This window comes from Rhodococcus sp. AQ5-07 (assembly GCF_009707305.1).
GTDB lineage: Bacteria > Actinomycetota > Actinomycetes > Mycobacteriales > Mycobacteriaceae > Rhodococcus_F > Rhodococcus_F erythropolis.
In genome coordinates, this window is the sequence record NZ_CP046099.1 from 5,139,982 (window position 1) to 5,158,054 (window position 18,073).

Here is an 18,073-nt window from a genome sequence, read left to right on the forward strand (position 1 = left end):
GAGGTGTTCGGGGACACCCTGTTTTTCGCACCTCCACGAAGAAGGAAGAGCCAGCTCAGAGGGTGTCCCCGCGATTTGGGGACACCTTGGGGACACCTTGCAGCCAGAGCGCCGCCGAGGGTGTCCCCGCACACCCCCCTCTCTTAAAGAGGGGGTGCGGGACCCACGTCGGCTCAGCTGCACACAGAAAGCGAAACACGATGAACTCAGTGGACTGCGCGAGAAGTGGGAATGCACCAAGGATTCTCGCTGGAGTCACAGCCGTCGAACGCGTGCTCTCGGACGGGCGATGGCAGACCAAGAGCGTGGTCCTCGACGCGATCGTCGCGACAGGTCTTGCGAAGAAGACTGCCGACGCGATCATCCGGGATGGCTCGATGTCATCGCCGCCGCTCTTGGTCCGTCGAGGTGCCTGGGATCGACGGGAATGCAGACTCGCATGGGGATAGTCAAGCCGCCGACGGAAGAGCAGATCGCGGAAACCGTCGCAGACCTCGATCGGTTGCGTGTCCCAGTCACGGCCACCCGCGCCGAGGCGCTCCAGGCATTGCGGAACGCGAAGTGCAGTGTGGGCACCGATCGTCTGCGCTTGGCGACGAACCAACGGAAGGCGGCTGCTGGGCTGACGCCACGCAACAGCGATCCCGCGAAACCGAAACAGGTCAAGCGCACGAGCACACGGTCAGACCCGCATCCACAGAGACGCACGTCCATCGCACTACTCGCGCTTTCGTCCCTCGCGGATCCTCGTCTCTTCGGTGCGGCGTGCGTCGGGTCTCACGAACTGTTCGACGCCGAACTCGATGGTGAGCAGCGAGTCGACAGAGATGCCCGCCATGATCGCGCAATACAGATCTGCGACCGCTGCCTCGTCTACGAAGCCTGCGATCGCGCTGCGGCAGAGAACCGAGCTTCGGTTGCCGGTGTCTGGGCCGGCCGGGTGCGAACGAAATCCTCATCAATGGAAGGCAACAACTCATGAAGGCCGAACGCTTCTGGGAACGCCCACAGGCCCCGAAAGAAGAGCAGATAGAACGGTGGCAGCCATTGCCGGCCGATTCGGCGCACCCCGGACTCGACGACGAGGGCCGCATCGGGATCGAGCGGCACTGGCACGCGTGGAATCACGACCAGCTCGACGAGTTGCAGACGATCGCTGTCACTGCCGTCTTCCAGAACGGTGCCGGCGGCAGTGTCGAACTCGGACCGTGGTCGATGGACCCACACGACGCCCGAATGTTGGCGCAAAGCCTGACGATGCTTGCCGACGCTGCAGAACCGGATGGTGAGATGTCGTGAGCCACTCGAAGCAAACCGTGCGCGTGATCCACCGTCCGACGAGACCGCTTCAAATCGTGGTTCGCAGCGGCCGAGCTGAGTTGTCGCTCACGTACACCGAAGCGATCGCGCTGGCGGATCGATTGGTGGATACCGTCGAGCGCAAGCAGGGGCAGGGGCGATCATGACCGCCATTCCTGCACAGATCCTCGATAGGGCCGTCATCCTGCAGGGGCCAGCGATCGAGGCATGTCTGTACGCCGCGGAGGCGGCGCAACGAGCGCGCGTCCGTGCTGGTCATGCACCCAGCCGAGACCTGTACACGCTCGCTGTGCTGTGTCGGGCTGCGGCCGGGTCCGGACAGACGGACATCGATTCGTCGCCCGCGGTGCAGGATTCGGGAATCGATCCGATCGACGTACGTCAAGCCGCGGCGATCCTCGGGCTGTCATCACGACAGACCAGACGTATCGCAGAAGATCTCGACGGCCGGATCGTTGGTGGTCGCTGGATGTTCGAGCGTCACACCGTCACCGAGTTCGCGCGCACACAGAAGAAGGAGGGATAAAGGCTCATGCCTACCAGAAACGAAGTAATTCAGTATCTTTCGTCACTAACCGATGACGAATTCGCGGAAGTTCTACGTGAAGCACGCAATACCCCCGTTGCCACCCGGTCGCGTCCGGGAGTCGACAGGATGGCGCAAGGCCTGGCCGATCAGTACTCACGAGATGAGAGACGGAAATGACGGACGAGCGCGAAAGGGTCTGGGCTACCGGCTACCTCACCCACGAGGCGGGGGCGGAGGCGGCTGCCGCCCGCGACGGGGCCCGCAAAGCTGCAACAATCGTCAAAGATGCACTTGCACAGCAGCCCTGGGTTGAAGCATTGATCGAATATGCGATTGCCCAAAAGCGTTCCGACATTGTGTTCAAGCGCATCGAGCGCGCACACATGGCACTTGGAACTGAACCGCCGCGACCGCCGAATGTACCGCTTTCCATCGCTGACTGGCGTGACGGAGTTCCGTCACCCGGCTTCCTGATTCGCCCTTTGATCGATCTGATAGACGATGCCGCAGATGTGCGCGCGGCCGAACTGATCGCAGAGCGAGACGCGGAAGTTGACGCAATCATCAGCGATGATGACGCGATTGCCCGATCAAGTGAACGCAACGAAGCAGACCTTGAACGCGCCGCAATCGATCCAGCTTTCGCCGTCAGCGTTGGCACATCAAGCGATCGCATCGAGGTTCGCACCGTCGACATCGACGGTGTTCCGCACACGGTGCATCGAAATATCGACACCCTGGAGCAGGTAGCAGTCGGCCCCGACGGGAAAGTACACAAACGGCCGACGGTGTGGCGTTCCCCGCTCGACTCGCCGCCAGACTGGACGCAACTGGGATAGGCGAACGTATCCAGGTAGGGCGTCAAAGTCACCGACTCGATACCGGCCTAACAAGGTCGAGCGAGGTCGAGAATCGGAATCCATGGCAGACGGCCAGGGCGACAACCGTCCAAGGCGATGAGCTCGCCAGCGCCCCACAGTTGCGAGGGTCGGGACCTGTTGGTTCCGACCCTCGTCAGCTCTAACGAAGGGGGAGGGGTAACCCCCTTTTCGACTTCAAAAGTCACAACACGGCGAGGTGTTCGATACCCCCCCGACTTTTTCCACACGCTGAGGTCAGCAAACTCGTGCACCTCGAGGCGGAACGACCGAGGCCACACCCAGTGTTTGACGACAACATGAAGTCCCACGAAACGCTGCCCCCAGCGAAAGCCCCCGCGTCTGCGTCAACAGACCGGGGGCGAGGCCGACATTCCATGGAATCGGCGGAACAACGATAACCGGAACGCACGTCGGCCCCACGTGCACCCCGACTCAACCGAGTCGGGGTGCACGTGGCATCTGCACCGCCCCTCGAAAATTACGAACGGGTGGAGGTGGCCCTGACTGTCGCGCTCGTCAGGAGAATTTTTTACAGATCCGAAGCCTCTGCGCAAACGGCCCTTTACTGCTGGTCAGGCGGAGAATCGTGTGATTTGCGAGATCGCGCAGTGCGGAAGGCTCGACTGACCGCGAGAACGACGACCACACAGTCGCGAAGTGTGCGGGATGACTCGGTGAAAGCCTGAATGAATGCGAGAAGTTCCAGCATCGTCGGACGACCTCCAGGATGGAAGGTGACGCCCGGCCCGAGGCCAGCAGCAGATTTAGTCACAACCTACCGGGAAATTGGTGCGCGCCTCGCATGTCGGTGTCGCCAGGTAACCTGGCGCATTCAACCTGGCTGAGGGAGATTTCCCAAGATGCCGGGTTATCGCATACATTGGCGGTACAGTCAAATGTGCCTGTGGAATAATCTGTGGATAAGTCGCAGTTTCATGTTGATGAGCCGTGAGGGAGGTCTTCAATGTTGGTCTGGCAAGAAGCTCGCCGGCAAGCGCGAGCACTCGTTGAAGAAGGTCAACTTGCGGGCGATCCGTACAAGCTCTGCCGGCGGTACGGGATTGATGTCCGTGTCGGCAAGCTGCCCGCCGACGTCTCGGGAATGATCATCAAGGAAGCAGGTCGTGACGCCGAGATACTGCTGTCGCAGGATGACTCGCAGAATCGGCGTCGGTTCACTTGCGCCCACGAACTAGGCCACTACATCGAGCGCACCGCTGTCGCAGGTGACAAGGATTTCTCCTTCCGCGACCTCCGCTCGCCCGGGAACTACGACCTACACGAGTTCTTTGCCGATGAGTTTGCTGGCGAGTTGTTGATGCCTGCTCGTACATTTGGCAGGGATCTGAGGGATGGTGTGCCGATCTCATCACTCGCGCTCAAGTATGGAGTGACCATTTCCGCGGCCGAGAAGCGCAAAGAGCGACTTGAGAAGTTCTCCGAGCCGCTGGCCGAGAGTTCAGGTAAGTAATCGGTCGGTGAAACTTCCCCGATTGCTGCGGCGACGGTCTGGCGCTGCTGCGGAAGATCAACAAGATCAAATCATGCTGCCAGTTTTGCCTATCAGCGCAGAGGAATCAGCGCTGGACTTGCTTGCTGCGATGGATACGTCAGTTCTTGAGAGGTCTAATGTTCACGTCGCCAATCGGGACCGAAGGACGGCGAAGGGCTTCGAAGATATAGAGAAGGATCGCCTTCAGCAAGCGACAAAGTTGCGTCCGTGGTTCTTCGGTCTTGCAGCGGTGCTTGCTGCAGTTGCTGTCGGTACAAGCTCCGCGATGGTTTGTGGAGTCGTATTCGGTGGCCGGCAAATCAGCGACGCCTTGGGTGTTGCGTTCATCAGCAGCCTTGCGGTCGAGACGCTGGGAATCTTGACGATTGTTGGAACGTATCTTTTCTCTCATTCGGTAGCGAAGAATGGCGGGGCAAAGCCTCCAGAGGAGAACGAATCACCGCTCTGAAACTTTGGAATGCCCTTCGGTGCACCCGTCGGCCCCAATTTCGTCACCCGCCCAGGGTGCAACTGTCGTTCAGGTTGTCCGAGTAATTTTCATGATAGCTAGGTCACTCTTTCGCGGAATACCATCTCGCGTTCGCATTACTTACCTACTCTGCTGGGCATGAGCGCATTTCGAGTACATTTCATCAAGCCTGGCAGTCGAGGGATCTCCTTTCATCGCTATCCCGAAGCGAAGAAGTTTCAGTTGGCCACAGATGGAGGCCTCTTTGTCTTGGATTCGTCAGGGAAGGGCATCGGCGTCTACGCGCCAGGAAACTGGACTGACGCATACTTTGAGGACTCCATCGGAGAACCTGAACAGGGCTAGCCCTGGCCAACCACTCGCGTGACGCTGGTGCCGGCGGGGCAACCACTGCTGTTACGGCTGTGGCTCGCTGATCTTCCGCACTGTCACCGGCCCACATTTCGACGCCCACTCGGCGTTCTCCCGCTTCATTCGCGCGACCCTCGACTCGTAGGGCACTTCCTGCAAGCGGGACTTCGGAGGCATTCGCTGATGCCAGTCGGAATTGTCTTCCATGCGATCGATTGTGCCAGCGTTTTCGTGGCCACATTTTGGCCACACTTCACCCCAAAACCGGGTGATTCAACGTTATCTCCGATGATGTATTCGGGCAGTTCAGGCGGCATTTACGCCCCTGGCCTGGTGGCCAATTAGGGTTCAAATCCCTCCGCCACCGCCAAAGCTCCTCACCTGTTCACGCAGGTGGGGAGCTTTTTTGTGTGGTAAACCTGGCGTGCGAGCGCTGCCGACCGTCAGGACGGACACGCTCCGACTGGACCATCGGACGACCGGCCAGTCCGCCATTCGGACGAGGACAGCGCTGGACTTCGGAGGAGATCGGAAGCTGCACTAAGTCTTATGGGGGAGGGGCCGTCCTCCGGTGGACATTCACAGGTTGACGAAGTTCAGGAGCGGCGAGCGATCCACTCTGCAGCGGCGGCATCGATGTCCTGCTTCAGCTTCTCGAAGAACGAGGGTGGCGGGGTAGGGATCAAATCTGCTGCGGTAGTGAGGGATCGACTGAGGGCGATCCGACGCTCGCGTAACTCGTCGTCGGTCAGGAGCGTCAGGTCCGCCATTGCGAGCCCCCCCGATCGGTGTGATTCGTGTTTCGGGCAGACCGTGCGCATCGGGATCGATGCATGATTCGATGCGCACGGCCCAGGCACTCCAGGCTGGGGGCCGGAGTGCAAAACCACTTTACCAAATGATTACTAATGGCTGCGGGTGTGCCCGCTTTCGGTGTTCGTGGAGCGCTTTCACAGGGTTCTCCCAGGTCGTAAGTCCTGACAATCGTTGAAGCTGCAACTATCGTCGAACCCATGAAAAAGATCTGGTGGATCGGCGGAGCAGTAGTTGTGGTCGTACTCGCCCTGCTTGTGGGGCCGTGGGCGTACGGGAAATTCATCGCTGAAGACGATGCGCCGGCGGCCGTGGTATCCACTCAGGGCGCAGAAGCGGCGTCCGGATCGATCGACGGGCAGTGGACCGTCGTCGCCGGGCAGGGGGGCAACCAGACGGCAGCGGGATACACCGTGCACGAGATTCTGAACGGATCGAGTGTGACCGTCGTCGGAACCACCGGCGAGGTGAGCGGAAACGCGGTTGTCGAGGGTGAAAAGCTCACTTCAGGCGAAGTGACGGTGCAGGTGGCAAGCATCAAGACCGACTCGGATCGGCGCGACGGCCAGTTCACGGGCAATGTGATGGATACCAGCACGTATCCGACGGCGACGTTCACGATCGACTCGCCGGTGGACTTGGCTGCTGTGCCGACGGACGGAACAACGGCGACGGTCACGGTGTCTGGCACCTTGACACTCAAAGGTCAGTCCAAGCCGGTGTCGGTCGACATGACCGTGCTGCATTCGGGTGATTCGCTGATCGCATCGGGCTCGATTCCGGTCACCTGGACCGATTTCGGAGTTGAACCCCCGTCCCTCGGTTTTGTCACCGTCGACGCCAGTGGATCGGTGGACTTCCTCGTCTCACTCGCCGCGAGCTGAATTACGTCTACCCGATTCGCACTGCTTCGGGGCGGGCAGGGAAGATTAAGGACATGACCTTCCTTTCTTGTTGTCCGTTCCGAAGGCAGTGTGCGATTTCTGCCCGGACGGAATGAACAGGTGATGCCCCGGTGGAGACCGTTCCGAACGGGTGAAGACCCCGATCCACGGTTCACTCTCGCCAATGAGCGGACGTATCTGGCCTGGATCCGCACGGCGACGGCCTTTGTCGCGTCGGGCGTCGGACTCGAAGCGTTCGGCGGCGACATTCTCAACCCGACGGTTCGTGCCGGCTTGGCCGCGTTGTTACTCGTCGGAGGCGCTCTGATCGCCATCACTTCTTTTGTTCACTGGATCAGTGCCGAGCGAGCGCTGCGTGCTGAGCGCTCGTTGCCGGTACCGCTGATGGCGCCGGTGGTCGGCATCGTGCTGGTGATCTGCGCGACCGTCCTGGTGGTCGAGGTCGTGAACTGATTGACCGCGCTGGAACCGTCGGAAGGTGTCAAGCCTCCGGACAAGGGCTTGCAGTCCGAGCGCACATCGCTCTCGTTCGTACGGACGAGTCTGTCGATCCTCGGCTTGTCTGCCGCCTGTTTGAGATGGTTGCCGCCGTTCGGTTCGCTAGCACTGATCGGCCCGTCCCTCGCTGCCGTGCTTGTCGTCGCGGTGACGGTCTACGAACGTCGGTCGCGGCCCAGGCGGTTGGCCCAGTTCTCAGCCGAAAAGGCAACGCCAGCTTTGGGTATGGGTGCAGCTCTCGCGGTCGCCCTGCTCCTGCTCAGTGCGACGGGGCTGGGGATTCTGCTGAAGTAACCTCGGCTTTGGGTGCCCAGCCGGGTGGGCCGAACACGTAGCCTGCGCGCTGGCGCCACGACTTCGACGCTTTCCAGTCGCGAGCGATGGCAGCGTATTCGCGTGTTTGGAGCTTCCAGATGTTGTACGTTCCGACCGGCGTCGTGAGTCCGTAGGTGGGCCGGTGGGTTTCGGCCGCGAAGGTTCCGAACATCCGGTCCCAGATGATGAGAATTCCGGCGTAGTTGCGGTCGAGGTACTCGGCGTCGGAGCCGTGGTGGACGCGATGGTGTGACGGCGTGTTGAAGATGAATTCGATGGGCCGCCAAAGTTTTCCGACACGTTCGGTGTGGACGAAGAACTGGTAGACGAGGCTGACGGAGAAGCCGACGAACACCATCCACGGCGGAATCCCGAGGAACGGCAACGGCAACCACATGATGATCTCACCGCTGTTGTTCCACTTCTGCCGCAGTGCGGTGCTGAAGTTGAAGTACTCACTCGAATGGTGAGCCTGGTGTGTGGCCCAGATGACCCGAACTCGGTGCGCGATGCGGTGATACGCGTAATAGAGGACGTCGATTCCGAGCAGCAGGATCACCCAGGTGTACCAGGCCGTCGGCGAGAGGTGCCACGGAGCGAGGTACACCCAGATTGCGGAATAGCCGATCAGCGCCAGCACTTTCCAGAAGGTGCTCGTTGCGATCGACACGAGTCCGAGCAGAACGCTGGTTCTGGCGTCGACGCTTCGGTAGCCACCTTCCGCGGGTCGTGCGCGTCCGTCGGCGTCGTCGGGATGATCCTCGAGAGCGCGGGCCGCGAACCATTCGATTGCCAGGAAGATGACAAACGCGGGGATTGCGAGCGTGACTGGATCATGGAGCGGTTCGAGAAGTGACTTCCATGATTCGAGAAGGGTTTCCCACACGCGATTTGTCCTGTTCTCTAGCTTCGATCGTTACATCATGCATCAAAATGTAACGTCACGGAACCCTTTGCGGCGAAGAACTCGCAGGTTTGTTGCGACTATTCATAGAACGATGGTAGGAATTGCCGGTGCATATCACCGCGAAGGTGGACTACGCCGTGCGGACTCTGGTCGAGCTCGCGGCAGTAGGTCCTGACCCGGCCAAGGCAGAGTTTCTCGCCAAATCCCAGGTCATACCCCACAAGTTCCTGGAAGCGGTGCTCTCGGACCTGCGGCGCGGCGGCTTGGTCAACAGCCGTCGAGGCCCGGACGGGGGATACTGGCTCGCTCGGTCCGCGGACGAGATCACGATTGCCGACGTCATACGAGCCGTCGAAGGACCGCTTGCTTCGATTCGGGGTCAGCGACCGGAAGACGTCGACTACGGGGGGCCGGCGACGCCCCTCAAGGAGGTGTGGATTGCAGTGCGCGTCAACCTCCGTGCTGTGCTCGAAAATGTCACACTCACCGATGTTGCAGGTGGGGAGTTGCCCGAATTCATTCACGAACTGACGGCAGATCCCGAGGCGTGGAATCGGCGCTGATACAGCCCGGTTTCAGTGTGCCCGTCGACGTGGAACAGTCATAGGAGCAGTGTTCGCAGTGTTGCCTCCCGCGGATTTTGCGTCGTACATCAGATGATCGGCCGCAACGATTGCTCGGGAGAACTCGTTGTAGTCGAACTCTTCCTGATGCGGGATGAAAGGTAGCGTCGCTGCTCCGACGCTGACCGTGGCCAAGGGGTCGTCGGAAGCGTTCACGACGGCTTTGGGCAGTGTCGCGATTCTTTTGCGAAGTCCGTACGGGGTGCCGATCATCACAACGGTGAACTCCTCGCCGCCGGTGCGCGCGGCGTAGCCGAAACCGTTCACATGCTCCTGCAGGCGCGTTCCTGTCCGGATGATGACGGCGTCACCGACTTCGTGACCGAAGGTGTCGTTCACAGCCTTGAACTTGTCGATGTCGACGACGGCAACAGCAATGTCGGCACGATTTGCCGACGCGACCGACCAGATACGCTCCGACATGTCCCACAGCCCTCGCCGGTTCAGGAGTCCGGTGAGTACATCCACCTTGGATCCCGTTGCGCGCGAGAGTAATTGCCGCCAGGTGAATTGAATGGTGGCCGGAATGAAGATCACGGCACACAGTACGACGTCGGTGCGTGCAATCACGCTGGTTGCCGAGTAGTCGCCGTTCGTCAGGCCGAGCACGGTCAGGGCGATGACAAACGTCGTGGCAAAGGCGAGGTGGAATGCCAGCCAGCGGCGGTCGAGAAAATAGGTGAAGTAGGCGCCGGTGGCCACAAAGAGTGCCGCGCCGAAAAGGGCGGCGTTATGGCTGGTGAAGGTGATGAGAATCGAGGCAGTTCCGAGATCCGCCCACAGACCGTAGAGCTTGAGCATGCGTGAACCTCTGATTCGGCCGACAAACCAGAGAATCGTGGGGATCAGGTTGACGGTCGCAATGCCGACGAGCCAACTGCGCGCAAACGGTCCGTCCGGGCCCTCTCCGCTGAGGAGAAACAGGAACGCCACGATCGAGAAATTGAGTGAGCAGAATCCGATGGTGAGACGGACGAGACGTAGTACGGAGCCTCGTCCGGACTTCGATCCCCACAGCATTACCGTGGACGAAACCGGCCAGGTATGCAGGAGCGGGTCCATCAGATTCCTTCGCCGAGCACATTGCGGTTAATTCACCGCAAAGTATGTCAGGCCATGTTGATTCACGCGTCAACTTGGCAGTGGGAGTCACGCCGTGGAGCCGCTCACAACTCTCTCTGTCGCGCTGTTCAGGCATTTGCCGTGCGTGAGTGTGAGGTACGCCTCGAGTTTCCGCGCTGTGTGTTCGATCGCACAATATTGCAGACCTCTGCAAAGTTGCAGAGCTCTGCAAGTTGGGTACCGTGTTGGAGTGATCATCGAACAAGGCCTTCGCGACCGCAAGAAGGCAGCAACCCGTGCCGCACTCAGTGGCGCGGCAGCACGGCTCGCTCGTGCGCTGGGGATCGAATGCGTCACCGCTGACGCGATCGCCTCCGAGGCCGGAGTGTCGACGAGGACGTTCCACAACTACTTCTCCAGCAAGGAGGAGGCAGTGCTCGCCAGTTTCGAGGAATCGGTGAACCTGTGGATCGAGGCGCTTGCGTCGCGGCCCGCGGACGAACCAATTCTCGACGTCCTCGAAGAACTTGTGGTCGAAATCGTGAACGACTCAGGTCCGAGTGGGAGTGAGAAGGCAAGTATCTGGCTGCTGTCGGATTCGAGTCCCGCGCTCTACCGGGATGCCGCAGACATGCATCAGCGGATCAACCGTGCAGTCGTTCAGGCATTGGCGGAACGCACCGGTACCGACGCCGAGAAGGACCTGTACCCGACGCTCCTCCTGGGAGCGGTGGGCGGAGCCGCTAAATCGGTGATCGACGTCTGGACTGGCGGAAAGTCGGAGGCTTCCAGTCCGGAGGAGTTGGTTCACGACGCTTTTCGGCAGATTCGTGCCGGATTGCCCGCCCCTGAGATGTCGCGTCCCTGAGATGTCCCGTCTCTGAGCCCCACACGTAATACCTGTCCACGTACACGCACCGAAACAGCAAGGAGCCCGTCGTGGCCACCTATCTTTATCGGATCGGCAAGTTCGCCTACCGGCGAAAAGGCGCGGTCCTCAGCGTTTGGCTGATAATCCTGGTCCTGATGGGCGTCGGGGCAGCCACTCTGTCCGGCCCCACCAAGGATTCGTTCTCCATTCCGGGAACCCCGGCACAGCAGGCGCAAGACCTGATGGCGGAGCGTTTTCCCGACGCGCCCAACCCGATGGATTCGCTGAGCGCACGATACGTAGTGCAAGCTCCGGCGGGCACGACGCTGGCCGATCCGGCGAACGTCAAGGCCATGGACGAGATGCTCGAGAGTATCCGTGGCATCGACAAGGTCGCCGACTCCGCCAAGGTGGACCCGGCGACTGCCACTCCGGAACAGGCCGCGAAGGCGTTGGTCAATCCGGTTACCGGCAACGACTCCATGGTTGCGATGTTCAAGGAAAAGGCTGCTGCGGCTGGAACTTCCGAGACGCAGGCCGTGGACGACGCGCGCGCGTTGTCGCCGCTCAGTGCCGACGGCACGGTCGGGTACGTCGAGGTTCCGTTCAGCGGTGACTTCGCCGATCTCGATCAGGCGTTACGTGATTCGATCAACTCCGCAGCTGATGTCGGTCGGGCCGAGGGACTCAACGTCCAGGTCAGTGGTTCTGCTGCACAGGAAGCGGAGATGCCCGGTGGTGTCACCGAGCTGATCGGTATCGCCGTTGCCGCTGTCGTTCTGGCCATCACCTTCGGTTCGCTTGTGGCCGCGGGGCTTCCGCTCCTCACCGCGATCATCGGTATCGCTATCGGCAGCCTTGGAATCACGGTTGCCACCGGATTCATGGATCTCAGTTCGATGACTCCGACGCTGGCGATCATGATCGGTCTGGCCGTGGCGATCGACTACTCGCTGTTCATCATGTCCAGGTTCAGGCATGAGCTCACCCTCACCGACAACCGTGCCGAAGCAGCAGGTCGCGCCGTCGGAACCGCCGGTTCCGCAGTGGTATTCGCCGGTTTGACAGTCATCATCGCGCTCGTTGCCTTGCGTGTCGTCGGTATCCCGTTCCTCTCGGACATGGGTGCGGCAGCGGCCTTCACGGTGCTGATCGCGGTCCTGATCGCATTGACCTTGCTGCCCGCGATCCTGGGTATGTTCGGGCGCAAGGCTTTTGCCGGCAAGATTCCCTTCCTCAGCAAGCGTGCGGAGGAGTCCGAAAACGATGATTCGGGCAAGCCGAAGTTGGCTCTGCGCTTCATCACCGCCGTCGTTCGTCGTCCGCTCGTGCCGCTGATCGGTGGAGTAGTCCTTCTGGGCGCATTGGCTCTGCCCGCAACGGGATTGAGCCTGGCATTGCCGTCGGAGGCCACCGGTGACCCGGCGACCAGTGCGCGTCAGGCGTACGACCTGATCGACGAGGGCTTCGGTGACGGCCGCAACGGACCGCTGATCGCGGTTGTCGACGCCAAGGATGCCAGCGTCCCCGCCGGGGAGGCCTTTGCGGAGGTCGTCTCGACCATCTCGAGCTTCGGTGACGTCCAGAACGCACAGGTCGTCGGAGTCAACGAGGCCGGCAACACCGCGCAGGTACTGATCACTCCGAAGAGCGGACCGACCGATCCGGCCACGATGGATCTGGTGGGCAGCCTCCGCGGAGCAGAAGCGGGACTCAACGATTCGATCGGCGTCAGCTACGGCATCACCGGTCAGACCGCACTCGAAGGCGACGTCTCGGACACGCTGAAGGATGCATTGGTGCCCTACCTTGCCGTAGTGGTCGGCCTTGCATTCATTCTGTTGCTCTTGGTGTTCCGTTCGATCCTGGTTCCGCTGACGGCGACGCTCGGCTTCCTGCTCAGCGTGCTCGCGACATTCGGTGCGACGGTGGCGATCTTCCAGCACGGTTGGTTGGGCATCATCTCGAACCCACAACCGCTCGTGAGTTTCATGCCGATCTTCCTGATCGGCGTGGTGTTCGGGTTGGCGATGGACTACCAGGTGTTCCTCGTGACGCGTATGCGTGAGGAGTACGTCCACGGTGCGAGCGCGAAGGAGGCCGTGACCATCGGCTTCAATCACGGTGCCCGCGTGGTCAGTGCGGCCGCGGTCATCATGATCTCCGTGTTCGGTGCCTTCATCGCGGAACCGAACTCGTTCATCAAGTCGATCGGATTCGCGCTCGCCGCGGCGGTGTTCTTCGACGCCTTCATCGTGCGCATGGTGATCATCCCGTCCGTCATGGCACTGCTCGGCGACAAGGCGTGGTGGCTGCCGAAGTGGCTGGACAAGATTCTGCCGAACGTCGACATCGAGGGTGAGAAGCTCAGCAAGGCCCTCCGTGACGAGAAGGAAGCGGAACTGCAGTCCGCATCTGCTTGATCTCTGCTGTGCGCCTTTATTAACCCCCCGCGGTTAATAAAGGCGCACAGCTGTTTTTGTGTATCGAAATATCCAGCGGCACATGTCGGCCAGGATTGGTAACCTTCGCTCACTATGCTGATCAGGCTGCTGCGCACTTATCTGACGCCGTACCGGGGTGAACTCACGGGCGTTGTCGTCCTGCAGTTTATTTCGACTATGGCGGCCCTTTACCTTCCGAGTCTCAACGCCGACATCATCGACAACGGCGTGACCAAAGGCGACACCGGCTACATCCTCTCCACCGGCGGGATGATGCTGATGGTCACGCTGACGCAGATCCTGTGCTCGGTGGGTGCCGTCTTCTTCGGAGCGCGAGTCGCCATGGGCGTCGGGCGCGACCTCCGAGCGTCGGTGCTGCATCAGGTCGGGACGTTCTCGGCCAGGGAAGTCGGGCACTTCGGTGCGCCTTCGCTGATCACCCGCAATACCAACGACGTCCAGCAAGTACAGATGATGGTCGTGATGAGTTGCACCATCCTCGTCATGGCTCCGATCATGTGTATCGGCGGCATCATCATGGCTCTACGACAGGACCTGAATCTTTCCTGGATCCTCGGGATCAGCGTCCCGCTCCTCGTAGTCTCGATGGGTTTCCTGATTGCCCGGATGGTCCCCGGATTCCGGGTCATGCAGGGCCGCCTCGACGCCGTCAACCGTGTTCTTCGCGAACAGATCACGGGCATCCGCGTCGTCCGAGCGTTTGTACGGGAACCGTACGAGGTAGAGCGTTTCGGCGACGCCAACCGCGAACTGACGGAGACTGCACTCGGCGTCGGCCGCCTCATGGCACTGATGTTCCCGCTCGTGATGCTGATCAGCAATGTCACCAGCGTCGCGGTCATCTGGTTCGGTGGCCATCAGATCAACGAGGGCTCGATGCAGATCGGCTCGCTCACCGCGATGCTCAGCTACATCATGCAGATCCTGATGGCCGTCATGATGGCCACCTTCATGGCGGTGATGCTGCCGCGTGCGTCGGTGTGCGCCGAACGTATCTCCGAGGTACTCGACACCGATTCCTCGGTGATTCCGCCCGAGAATCCGGTCCTGGAGTTGAAGGACCCGGGCGTCGTCGAGCTTCGTGGGGCTCAGTTCCAGTTCCCCGGAGCCGAGGAGCCAGTGTTGCGCGACATCACCTTCCGCGCCGAACCAGGCAAGACGACGGCGATCATCGGCGGCACCGGTTCGGGAAAGACCACTCTGCTCAACCTGATTCCACGTTTGATCGACTCCACCTCCGGATCGGTATCGGTGGGCGGCGTCGACGTCCGCGACATCGACACGGAGCTGCTCTGCTCGGTGATCGGTCTGGTCCCGCAGAAGCCGTATCTGTTCTCCGGCACTGTCGCCACCAATCTCCGCTACGGAAACCCCGAAGCTACCGACGAATGGCTGTGGGAGTGCCTCGAGATCGCCCAAGCTGCCGACTTCGTCCGCGCCATGCCAGAAGGCCTGGACACACCGGTGGCACAAGGCGGTACGACGGTATCGGGCGGTCAGCGTCAGAGACTCGCCATCGCGAGAGCGTTGGTGCGTAAGCCGCAGATCTATCTGTTCGACGATTCCTTCTCGGCACTCGACCTCACTACCGACGCACGGCTGCGTGCGGCGCTCCGGCCGGTCACGCAGAACGCCTGCATAGTCGTTGTCGCGCAGCGTATCTCCACTATCGTCGAGGCCGATCAGATCATCGTGCTCGACGACGGCGCCATCGTGGGGATCGGCACGCACGACGAACTCGTGGTCAGTTGTCCCACCTACGGCGAAATCGTCGCCTCTCAGCTAGCCGTACAGGACGCATCATGAGTAATCGACCGACTTCCTCGCCTCCCATCGGCCCGCCCGGCGGCGGCGATCCCACCAAGAAGGCCATGAACTTCGGCCCTTCGCTCAAGCGTCTCCTCGGTCGCTTGAGCCCGGACAAGCCGATCGTCATCCTGATCTTCGCTTTGGTGACGGCAAGCGTCGTACTTTCCTCGATCGCGCCGAAGATCCTGGGAAACGCCACCAATCTGATCTTCGACGGCATCGTCAGTAAGCAACTCCAGCCGGGGACGACAAAGGAACAGGCTGTCGAAGGATTGCGCGCTTCGGGGCAGGGTCAACTCGCCGACATGGTGTCCGGCATGGCCGTTGTGCCCGGAACCGGAATCGATTTCGACGCCGTCGGCAAGGTCTTGATGATCGTGCTGCTGCTGTTCGTCTGCGCGTCGCTGTTCAGTTGGCTGCAGGCGTATCTGCTCAACATCGTTGTGCAACGGACCGTTCGTCGGCTGCGTGAGGACGTCGAACAGAAGATTCATCGACTTCCCTTGCGGTACTTCGATACCCATGCCCGCGGTGACGTACTCTCGCGCGTGACCAATGACATCGATAATGTCGCGCAGAGCTTGCAGCAGACGCTCAGCCAGTTGGTCATGTCGGTGATGACCGTCCTGGGCATTCTGGTGATGATGCTGTGGATCTCACCGTTGCTCGCCCTGATTGCAGTGGCAACTGTTCCGCTGTCGATCATGGTCACGGCGTTCATCGCGAAACGTTCGCAGAAGCACTTCGTCGCGCAGTGGAAGAGCACCGGCGGAATCAATGCACAGGTCGAGGAAGCATTCAGCGGTCACGAGTTGGTCAAGGTGTTCGGCCGCCAGCAGGAGGTCGAGGAGCGCTTCCGCAAGCAGAACGAGGATCTGTACGAGTCGAGTTTCAAGGCGCAGTTCATCTCCGGTCTGGTCATGCCGGCCGTGATGTTCCTCGGCAACCTCAACTACGTCGCCATCGCAGTGGTGGGTGGCATGCGCGTCGCATCCGGAACGATGACCCTCGGCGACGTGCAAGCGTTCATCCAGTACTCGCGGCAGTTCACCCAGCCGCTCACGCAGATCGCGTCGATGACCAATCTGCTGCAGTCCGGCGTCGCTTCGGCCGAGCGGGTCTTCGCGCTGCTCGACCAAGAGGAGCAGTCGGAGGACCCGAAGAGTGCGAAGTCGCCCACGGTCGACAAGGGTCGCGTCAAGTTCGAGAACGTCACCTTCAGTTACAAGCCGGAACAGCCGCTGATCGAGGACCTGTCCCTGACTGCCGAGCCGGGCCAGATGGTTGCGATCGTCGGACCCACCGGCGCCGGCAAGACCACCCTCGTCAACCTCATCCTGCGGTTCTACGAACTCAATTCGGGCCGAATCACTTTGGACGGCATCGACATCGCCGACATGACGCGAGACGATCTGCGCTCACGGATCGGCATGGTTCTGCAGGACGCGTGGCTGTTCGGTGGAACCATCCGCGAGAACATCGCCTACGGCAAGCCTGGTGCCACCGACGAGGAGATTCGTCGTGCGGCCGAGATGAGCTACGTCGACAAGTTCGTGCACTCTCTGCCTGAGGGTTACGACACGGTCATCGACGAGGAAGGCAGCAACGTCAGTGCAGGCGAGAAGCAGCTCATCACTATCGCCCGCGCCTTCATCTCGCAGCCGTCCATCCTGATCCTCGACGAGGCGACCAGTTCGGTGGACACACGCACCGAACTGCTGGTCCAGAGCGCCACCGCGGTTCTGCGCAACGACCGCACCAGCTTTGTCATCGCGCACCGTCTTTCGACAATTCGTGATGCGAACCTGATCGTGGTGATGGAGGAAGGCCGGATCGTGGAGCAGGGGAGCCATGAGGCTCTGCTCGAATCCCGCGGCGCGTACTTCCGTCTGTACAACAGCCAATTCGTGGGCGCGGAGATCTGATGCCTCAGTAGACTGGAGCAGACTTGGTCCGCTGGGTGGACCACATTCTGTGTACTGGAGGCGCTCGGCGATGCATTCGTTGCTGGGGAAAGCGCGCCTGATACTCGATTCCTTCGATGCGGATTCGGGTGCGCTGTCGCTGACCGAACTTGCGAATCGGAGTGGTGTTGCGAAGGCGACGGTGCATCGAATAGCCGGTGAACTGGTGTCTCTTGGTCTACTGGAACGGGTCGGAACCAAGTACAGGTTGGGGTTACGGCTCTTCGAACTGGGGCAGTTGGTTCCTCGTCAACGTATTCTGCGCGAGGTGTCCTTGACGTATGTGCAGGATCTTCACGCGGCGACCCGGGAGACGGTTCACCTCGCGATTCGCGACGGCCTCGATGTTCTGTACATCGACAAGATCTCCGGTCATCACGGGGTGGACCTGCCGTCGCGGGTGGCTGGCCGGCTGCCGATGTATGCCACGGCAACCGGCAAAGCGATACTCGCGTACTCACCGGATTCCGTTTTTCGAGCGGTGACAGGCAACGGATTTGTCGAGTTCACCGATCGGACGGTGAACTCGGAAGACGGGTTACGTAGGCAACTCGACGCTGTTCGTTCGCAGCAGTTGGCGGTCGAGACCGAAGAGGTTCGCCTGGGAACATCGAGTATCGCTGCCCCGATCTTCGGTGGACTTGGTGAAGCAGTTGCCGCGATCGGTGTGTCGAGTCCGCGGTATCGAATGGATACCGAGCGTTTTGCCGAACCGTTGCGCGCGGCGGCCGAAGGGATCAGCCGGAAGGTATCGGTTCTCGAACGCTCGGCATAACCG

The 18,073-nt window shown here is 60.8% G+C and carries 19 protein-coding genes; 16 read left to right on the forward strand and 3 right to left on the reverse strand.

Annotation, left to right across the window (positions count from 1 at the left end):
* The first annotated feature begins 289 nt into the window (after positions 1-289).
* The 7 genes from GJB56_RS23940 to GJB56_RS23970 all read left to right on the forward strand — a co-directional run bounded on the left by GJB56_RS23940 (position 290) and on the right by GJB56_RS23970 (position 4,691).
* Positions 290-982 carry a WhiB family transcriptional regulator gene (locus GJB56_RS23940; protein WP_113683473.1) on the forward strand — a complete coding sequence of 231 codons (693 nt, stop codon included), beginning with the start codon at positions 290-292 and terminating at the stop codon, positions 980-982.
* Positions 979-1,299 (forward strand): hypothetical protein, encoded by a 321-nt coding sequence (locus tag GJB56_RS23945; protein WP_113683474.1) that lies wholly within the window; start codon positions 979-981, stop codon positions 1,297-1,299. The genes GJB56_RS23940 and GJB56_RS23945 overlap by 4 nt, the downstream gene beginning before the upstream one ends.
* The gene (locus GJB56_RS23950) at positions 1,296-1,466 is read left to right on the forward strand and encodes a hypothetical protein (protein WP_154606702.1); all 171 of its coding nucleotides are present in this window, start codon (positions 1,296-1,298) and stop codon (positions 1,464-1,466) included. Before GJB56_RS23945 ends, GJB56_RS23950 begins: the two co-directional genes overlap by 4 nt.
* Entirely contained in the window at positions 1,463-1,846 is a 384-nt protein-coding gene (locus GJB56_RS23955; RefSeq protein ID WP_113683475.1) for a hypothetical protein, read from the forward strand. Before GJB56_RS23950 ends, GJB56_RS23955 begins: the two co-directional genes overlap by 4 nt.
* Positions 1,847-2,022: 176 nt before the next feature.
* Positions 2,023-2,688, forward strand: coding sequence for a hypothetical protein (locus GJB56_RS23960; RefSeq protein WP_113683476.1), 666 nt, complete (start codon positions 2,023-2,025; stop codon positions 2,686-2,688).
* Between the two features lie 1,006 nt (positions 2,689-3,694).
* Positions 3,695-4,201: an ImmA/IrrE family metallo-endopeptidase gene (locus GJB56_RS23965; RefSeq protein WP_113683477.1), complete on the forward strand. Its 507-nt coding sequence runs from the start codon at positions 3,695-3,697 to the stop codon at positions 4,199-4,201.
* Positions 4,202-4,208: 7 nt separating this feature from the next.
* Entirely contained in the window at positions 4,209-4,691 is a 483-nt protein-coding gene (locus GJB56_RS23970; protein ID WP_113683478.1) for a hypothetical protein, read from the forward strand.
* A gap of 968 nt (positions 4,692-5,659) precedes the next feature.
* On the opposite strand, the gene GJB56_RS31440 is transcribed toward GJB56_RS23970, so the two are convergent.
* Positions 5,660-5,833 (reverse strand): hypothetical protein, encoded by a 174-nt coding sequence (locus GJB56_RS31440; RefSeq protein WP_003943953.1) that lies wholly within the window; start codon positions 5,831-5,833, stop codon positions 5,660-5,662.
* Between the two features lie 243 nt (positions 5,834-6,076).
* Here GJB56_RS31440 and GJB56_RS23975 point away from each other — a divergent pair, with 243 nt between their 5' ends.
* From GJB56_RS23975 to GJB56_RS23985, 3 genes are all read left to right on the forward strand, one after another.
* Positions 6,077-6,760, forward strand: coding sequence for a YceI family protein (locus tag GJB56_RS23975; RefSeq protein ID WP_113683481.1), 684 nt, complete (start codon positions 6,077-6,079; stop codon positions 6,758-6,760).
* Positions 6,761-6,883: 123 nt separating this feature from the next.
* Entirely contained in the window at positions 6,884-7,234 is a 351-nt protein-coding gene (locus GJB56_RS23980) for a YidH family protein (protein ID WP_029537421.1), read from the forward strand.
* Complete coding sequence (locus GJB56_RS23985) at positions 7,235-7,573, forward strand: DUF202 domain-containing protein (protein WP_113683482.1); 339 nt, start codon at positions 7,235-7,237, stop codon at positions 7,571-7,573.
* Here GJB56_RS23985 and GJB56_RS23990 read toward each other — a convergent pair.
* Positions 7,539-8,480: a sterol desaturase family protein gene (locus GJB56_RS23990; protein WP_113683483.1), complete on the reverse strand. Its 942-nt coding sequence runs from the start codon at positions 8,478-8,480 to the stop codon at positions 7,539-7,541. The two genes, GJB56_RS23985 and GJB56_RS23990, sit on opposite strands and share 35 nt — an antisense overlap.
* Before the next feature lie 128 nt (positions 8,481-8,608).
* On the opposite strand from GJB56_RS23990, the gene GJB56_RS23995 reads away from it, so the two are divergent.
* Positions 8,609-9,064, forward strand: coding sequence for an RrF2 family transcriptional regulator (locus GJB56_RS23995; RefSeq protein ID WP_003943908.1), 456 nt, complete (start codon positions 8,609-8,611; stop codon positions 9,062-9,064).
* 12 nt (positions 9,065-9,076) lie between these two features.
* On the opposite strand, the gene GJB56_RS24000 is transcribed toward GJB56_RS23995, so the two are convergent.
* The gene (locus GJB56_RS24000; RefSeq protein WP_113683484.1) at positions 9,077-10,186 is read right to left on the reverse strand and encodes a GGDEF domain-containing protein; all 1,110 of its coding nucleotides are present in this window, start codon (positions 10,184-10,186) and stop codon (positions 9,077-9,079) included.
* 250 nt (positions 10,187-10,436) lie between these two features.
* Between GJB56_RS24000 and GJB56_RS24005 the strand changes: the two genes are divergently transcribed.
* The 5 genes from GJB56_RS24005 (at position 10,437) to GJB56_RS24025 (ending at position 18,070) form a co-directional block, all read left to right on the forward strand.
* A complete protein-coding gene (locus GJB56_RS24005; protein WP_113683485.1) occupies positions 10,437-11,054 on the forward strand; it encodes a TetR/AcrR family transcriptional regulator in 618 nt (205 codons plus the stop codon).
* A 71-nt stretch (positions 11,055-11,125) separates the two neighbouring features.
* A complete protein-coding gene (locus GJB56_RS24010) occupies positions 11,126-13,480 on the forward strand; it encodes an MMPL family transporter (RefSeq protein WP_021342526.1) in 2,355 nt (784 codons plus the stop codon).
* A 114-nt stretch (positions 13,481-13,594) separates the two neighbouring features.
* Entirely contained in the window at positions 13,595-15,328 is a 1,734-nt protein-coding gene (locus GJB56_RS24015; protein WP_020905870.1) for an ABC transporter ATP-binding protein, read from the forward strand.
* The gene (locus GJB56_RS24020) at positions 15,325-17,256 is read left to right on the forward strand and encodes an ABC transporter ATP-binding protein (RefSeq protein WP_113683486.1); all 1,932 of its coding nucleotides are present in this window, start codon (positions 15,325-15,327) and stop codon (positions 17,254-17,256) included. The genes GJB56_RS24015 and GJB56_RS24020 overlap by 4 nt, the downstream gene beginning before the upstream one ends.
* A 70-nt stretch (positions 17,257-17,326) precedes the next feature.
* Positions 17,327-18,070 (forward strand): IclR family transcriptional regulator, encoded by a 744-nt coding sequence (locus tag GJB56_RS24025; protein ID WP_007731643.1) that lies wholly within the window; start codon positions 17,327-17,329, stop codon positions 18,068-18,070.
* Positions 18,071-18,073: the final 3 nt, after the last annotated feature.

Excerpts from the sequence above, each read along its gene's own strand:
- GJB56_RS24000 (WP_113683484.1), bottom strand. The coding sequence starts at position 10,186 with ATGGACCCGCTCCTGCATACCTGGCCGGTTTCGTCCACGGTAATGCTG.
- GJB56_RS24015 (WP_020905870.1), top strand. The coding sequence starts at position 13,595 with ATGCTGATCAGGCTGCTGCGCACTTATCTGACGCCGTACCGGGGTGAA.
- GJB56_RS23945 (WP_113683474.1), top strand. The coding sequence starts at position 979 with ATGAAGGCCGAACGCTTCTGGGAACGCCCACAGGCCCCGAAAGAAGAG.
- GJB56_RS23975 (WP_113683481.1), top strand. The coding sequence starts at position 6,077 with ATGAAAAAGATCTGGTGGATCGGCGGAGCAGTAGTTGTGGTCGTACTC.
- GJB56_RS23960 (WP_113683476.1), top strand. The coding sequence starts at position 2,023 with ATGACGGACGAGCGCGAAAGGGTCTGGGCTACCGGCTACCTCACCCAC.
- GJB56_RS23955 (WP_113683475.1), top strand. The coding sequence starts at position 1,463 with ATGACCGCCATTCCTGCACAGATCCTCGATAGGGCCGTCATCCTGCAG.
- GJB56_RS24025 (WP_007731643.1), top strand. The coding sequence starts at position 17,327 with ATGCATTCGTTGCTGGGGAAAGCGCGCCTGATACTCGATTCCTTCGAT.
- GJB56_RS23940 (WP_113683473.1), top strand. The coding sequence starts at position 290 with ATGGCAGACCAAGAGCGTGGTCCTCGACGCGATCGTCGCGACAGGTCT.
- GJB56_RS24020 (WP_113683486.1), top strand. The coding sequence starts at position 15,325 with ATGAGTAATCGACCGACTTCCTCGCCTCCCATCGGCCCGCCCGGCGGC.
- GJB56_RS23980 (WP_029537421.1), top strand. The coding sequence starts at position 6,884 with ATGCCCCGGTGGAGACCGTTCCGAACGGGTGAAGACCCCGATCCACGG.
- GJB56_RS31440 (WP_003943953.1), bottom strand. The coding sequence starts at position 5,833 with ATGGCGGACCTGACGCTCCTGACCGACGACGAGTTACGCGAGCGTCGG.
- GJB56_RS23965 (WP_113683477.1), top strand. The coding sequence starts at position 3,695 with ATGTTGGTCTGGCAAGAAGCTCGCCGGCAAGCGCGAGCACTCGTTGAA.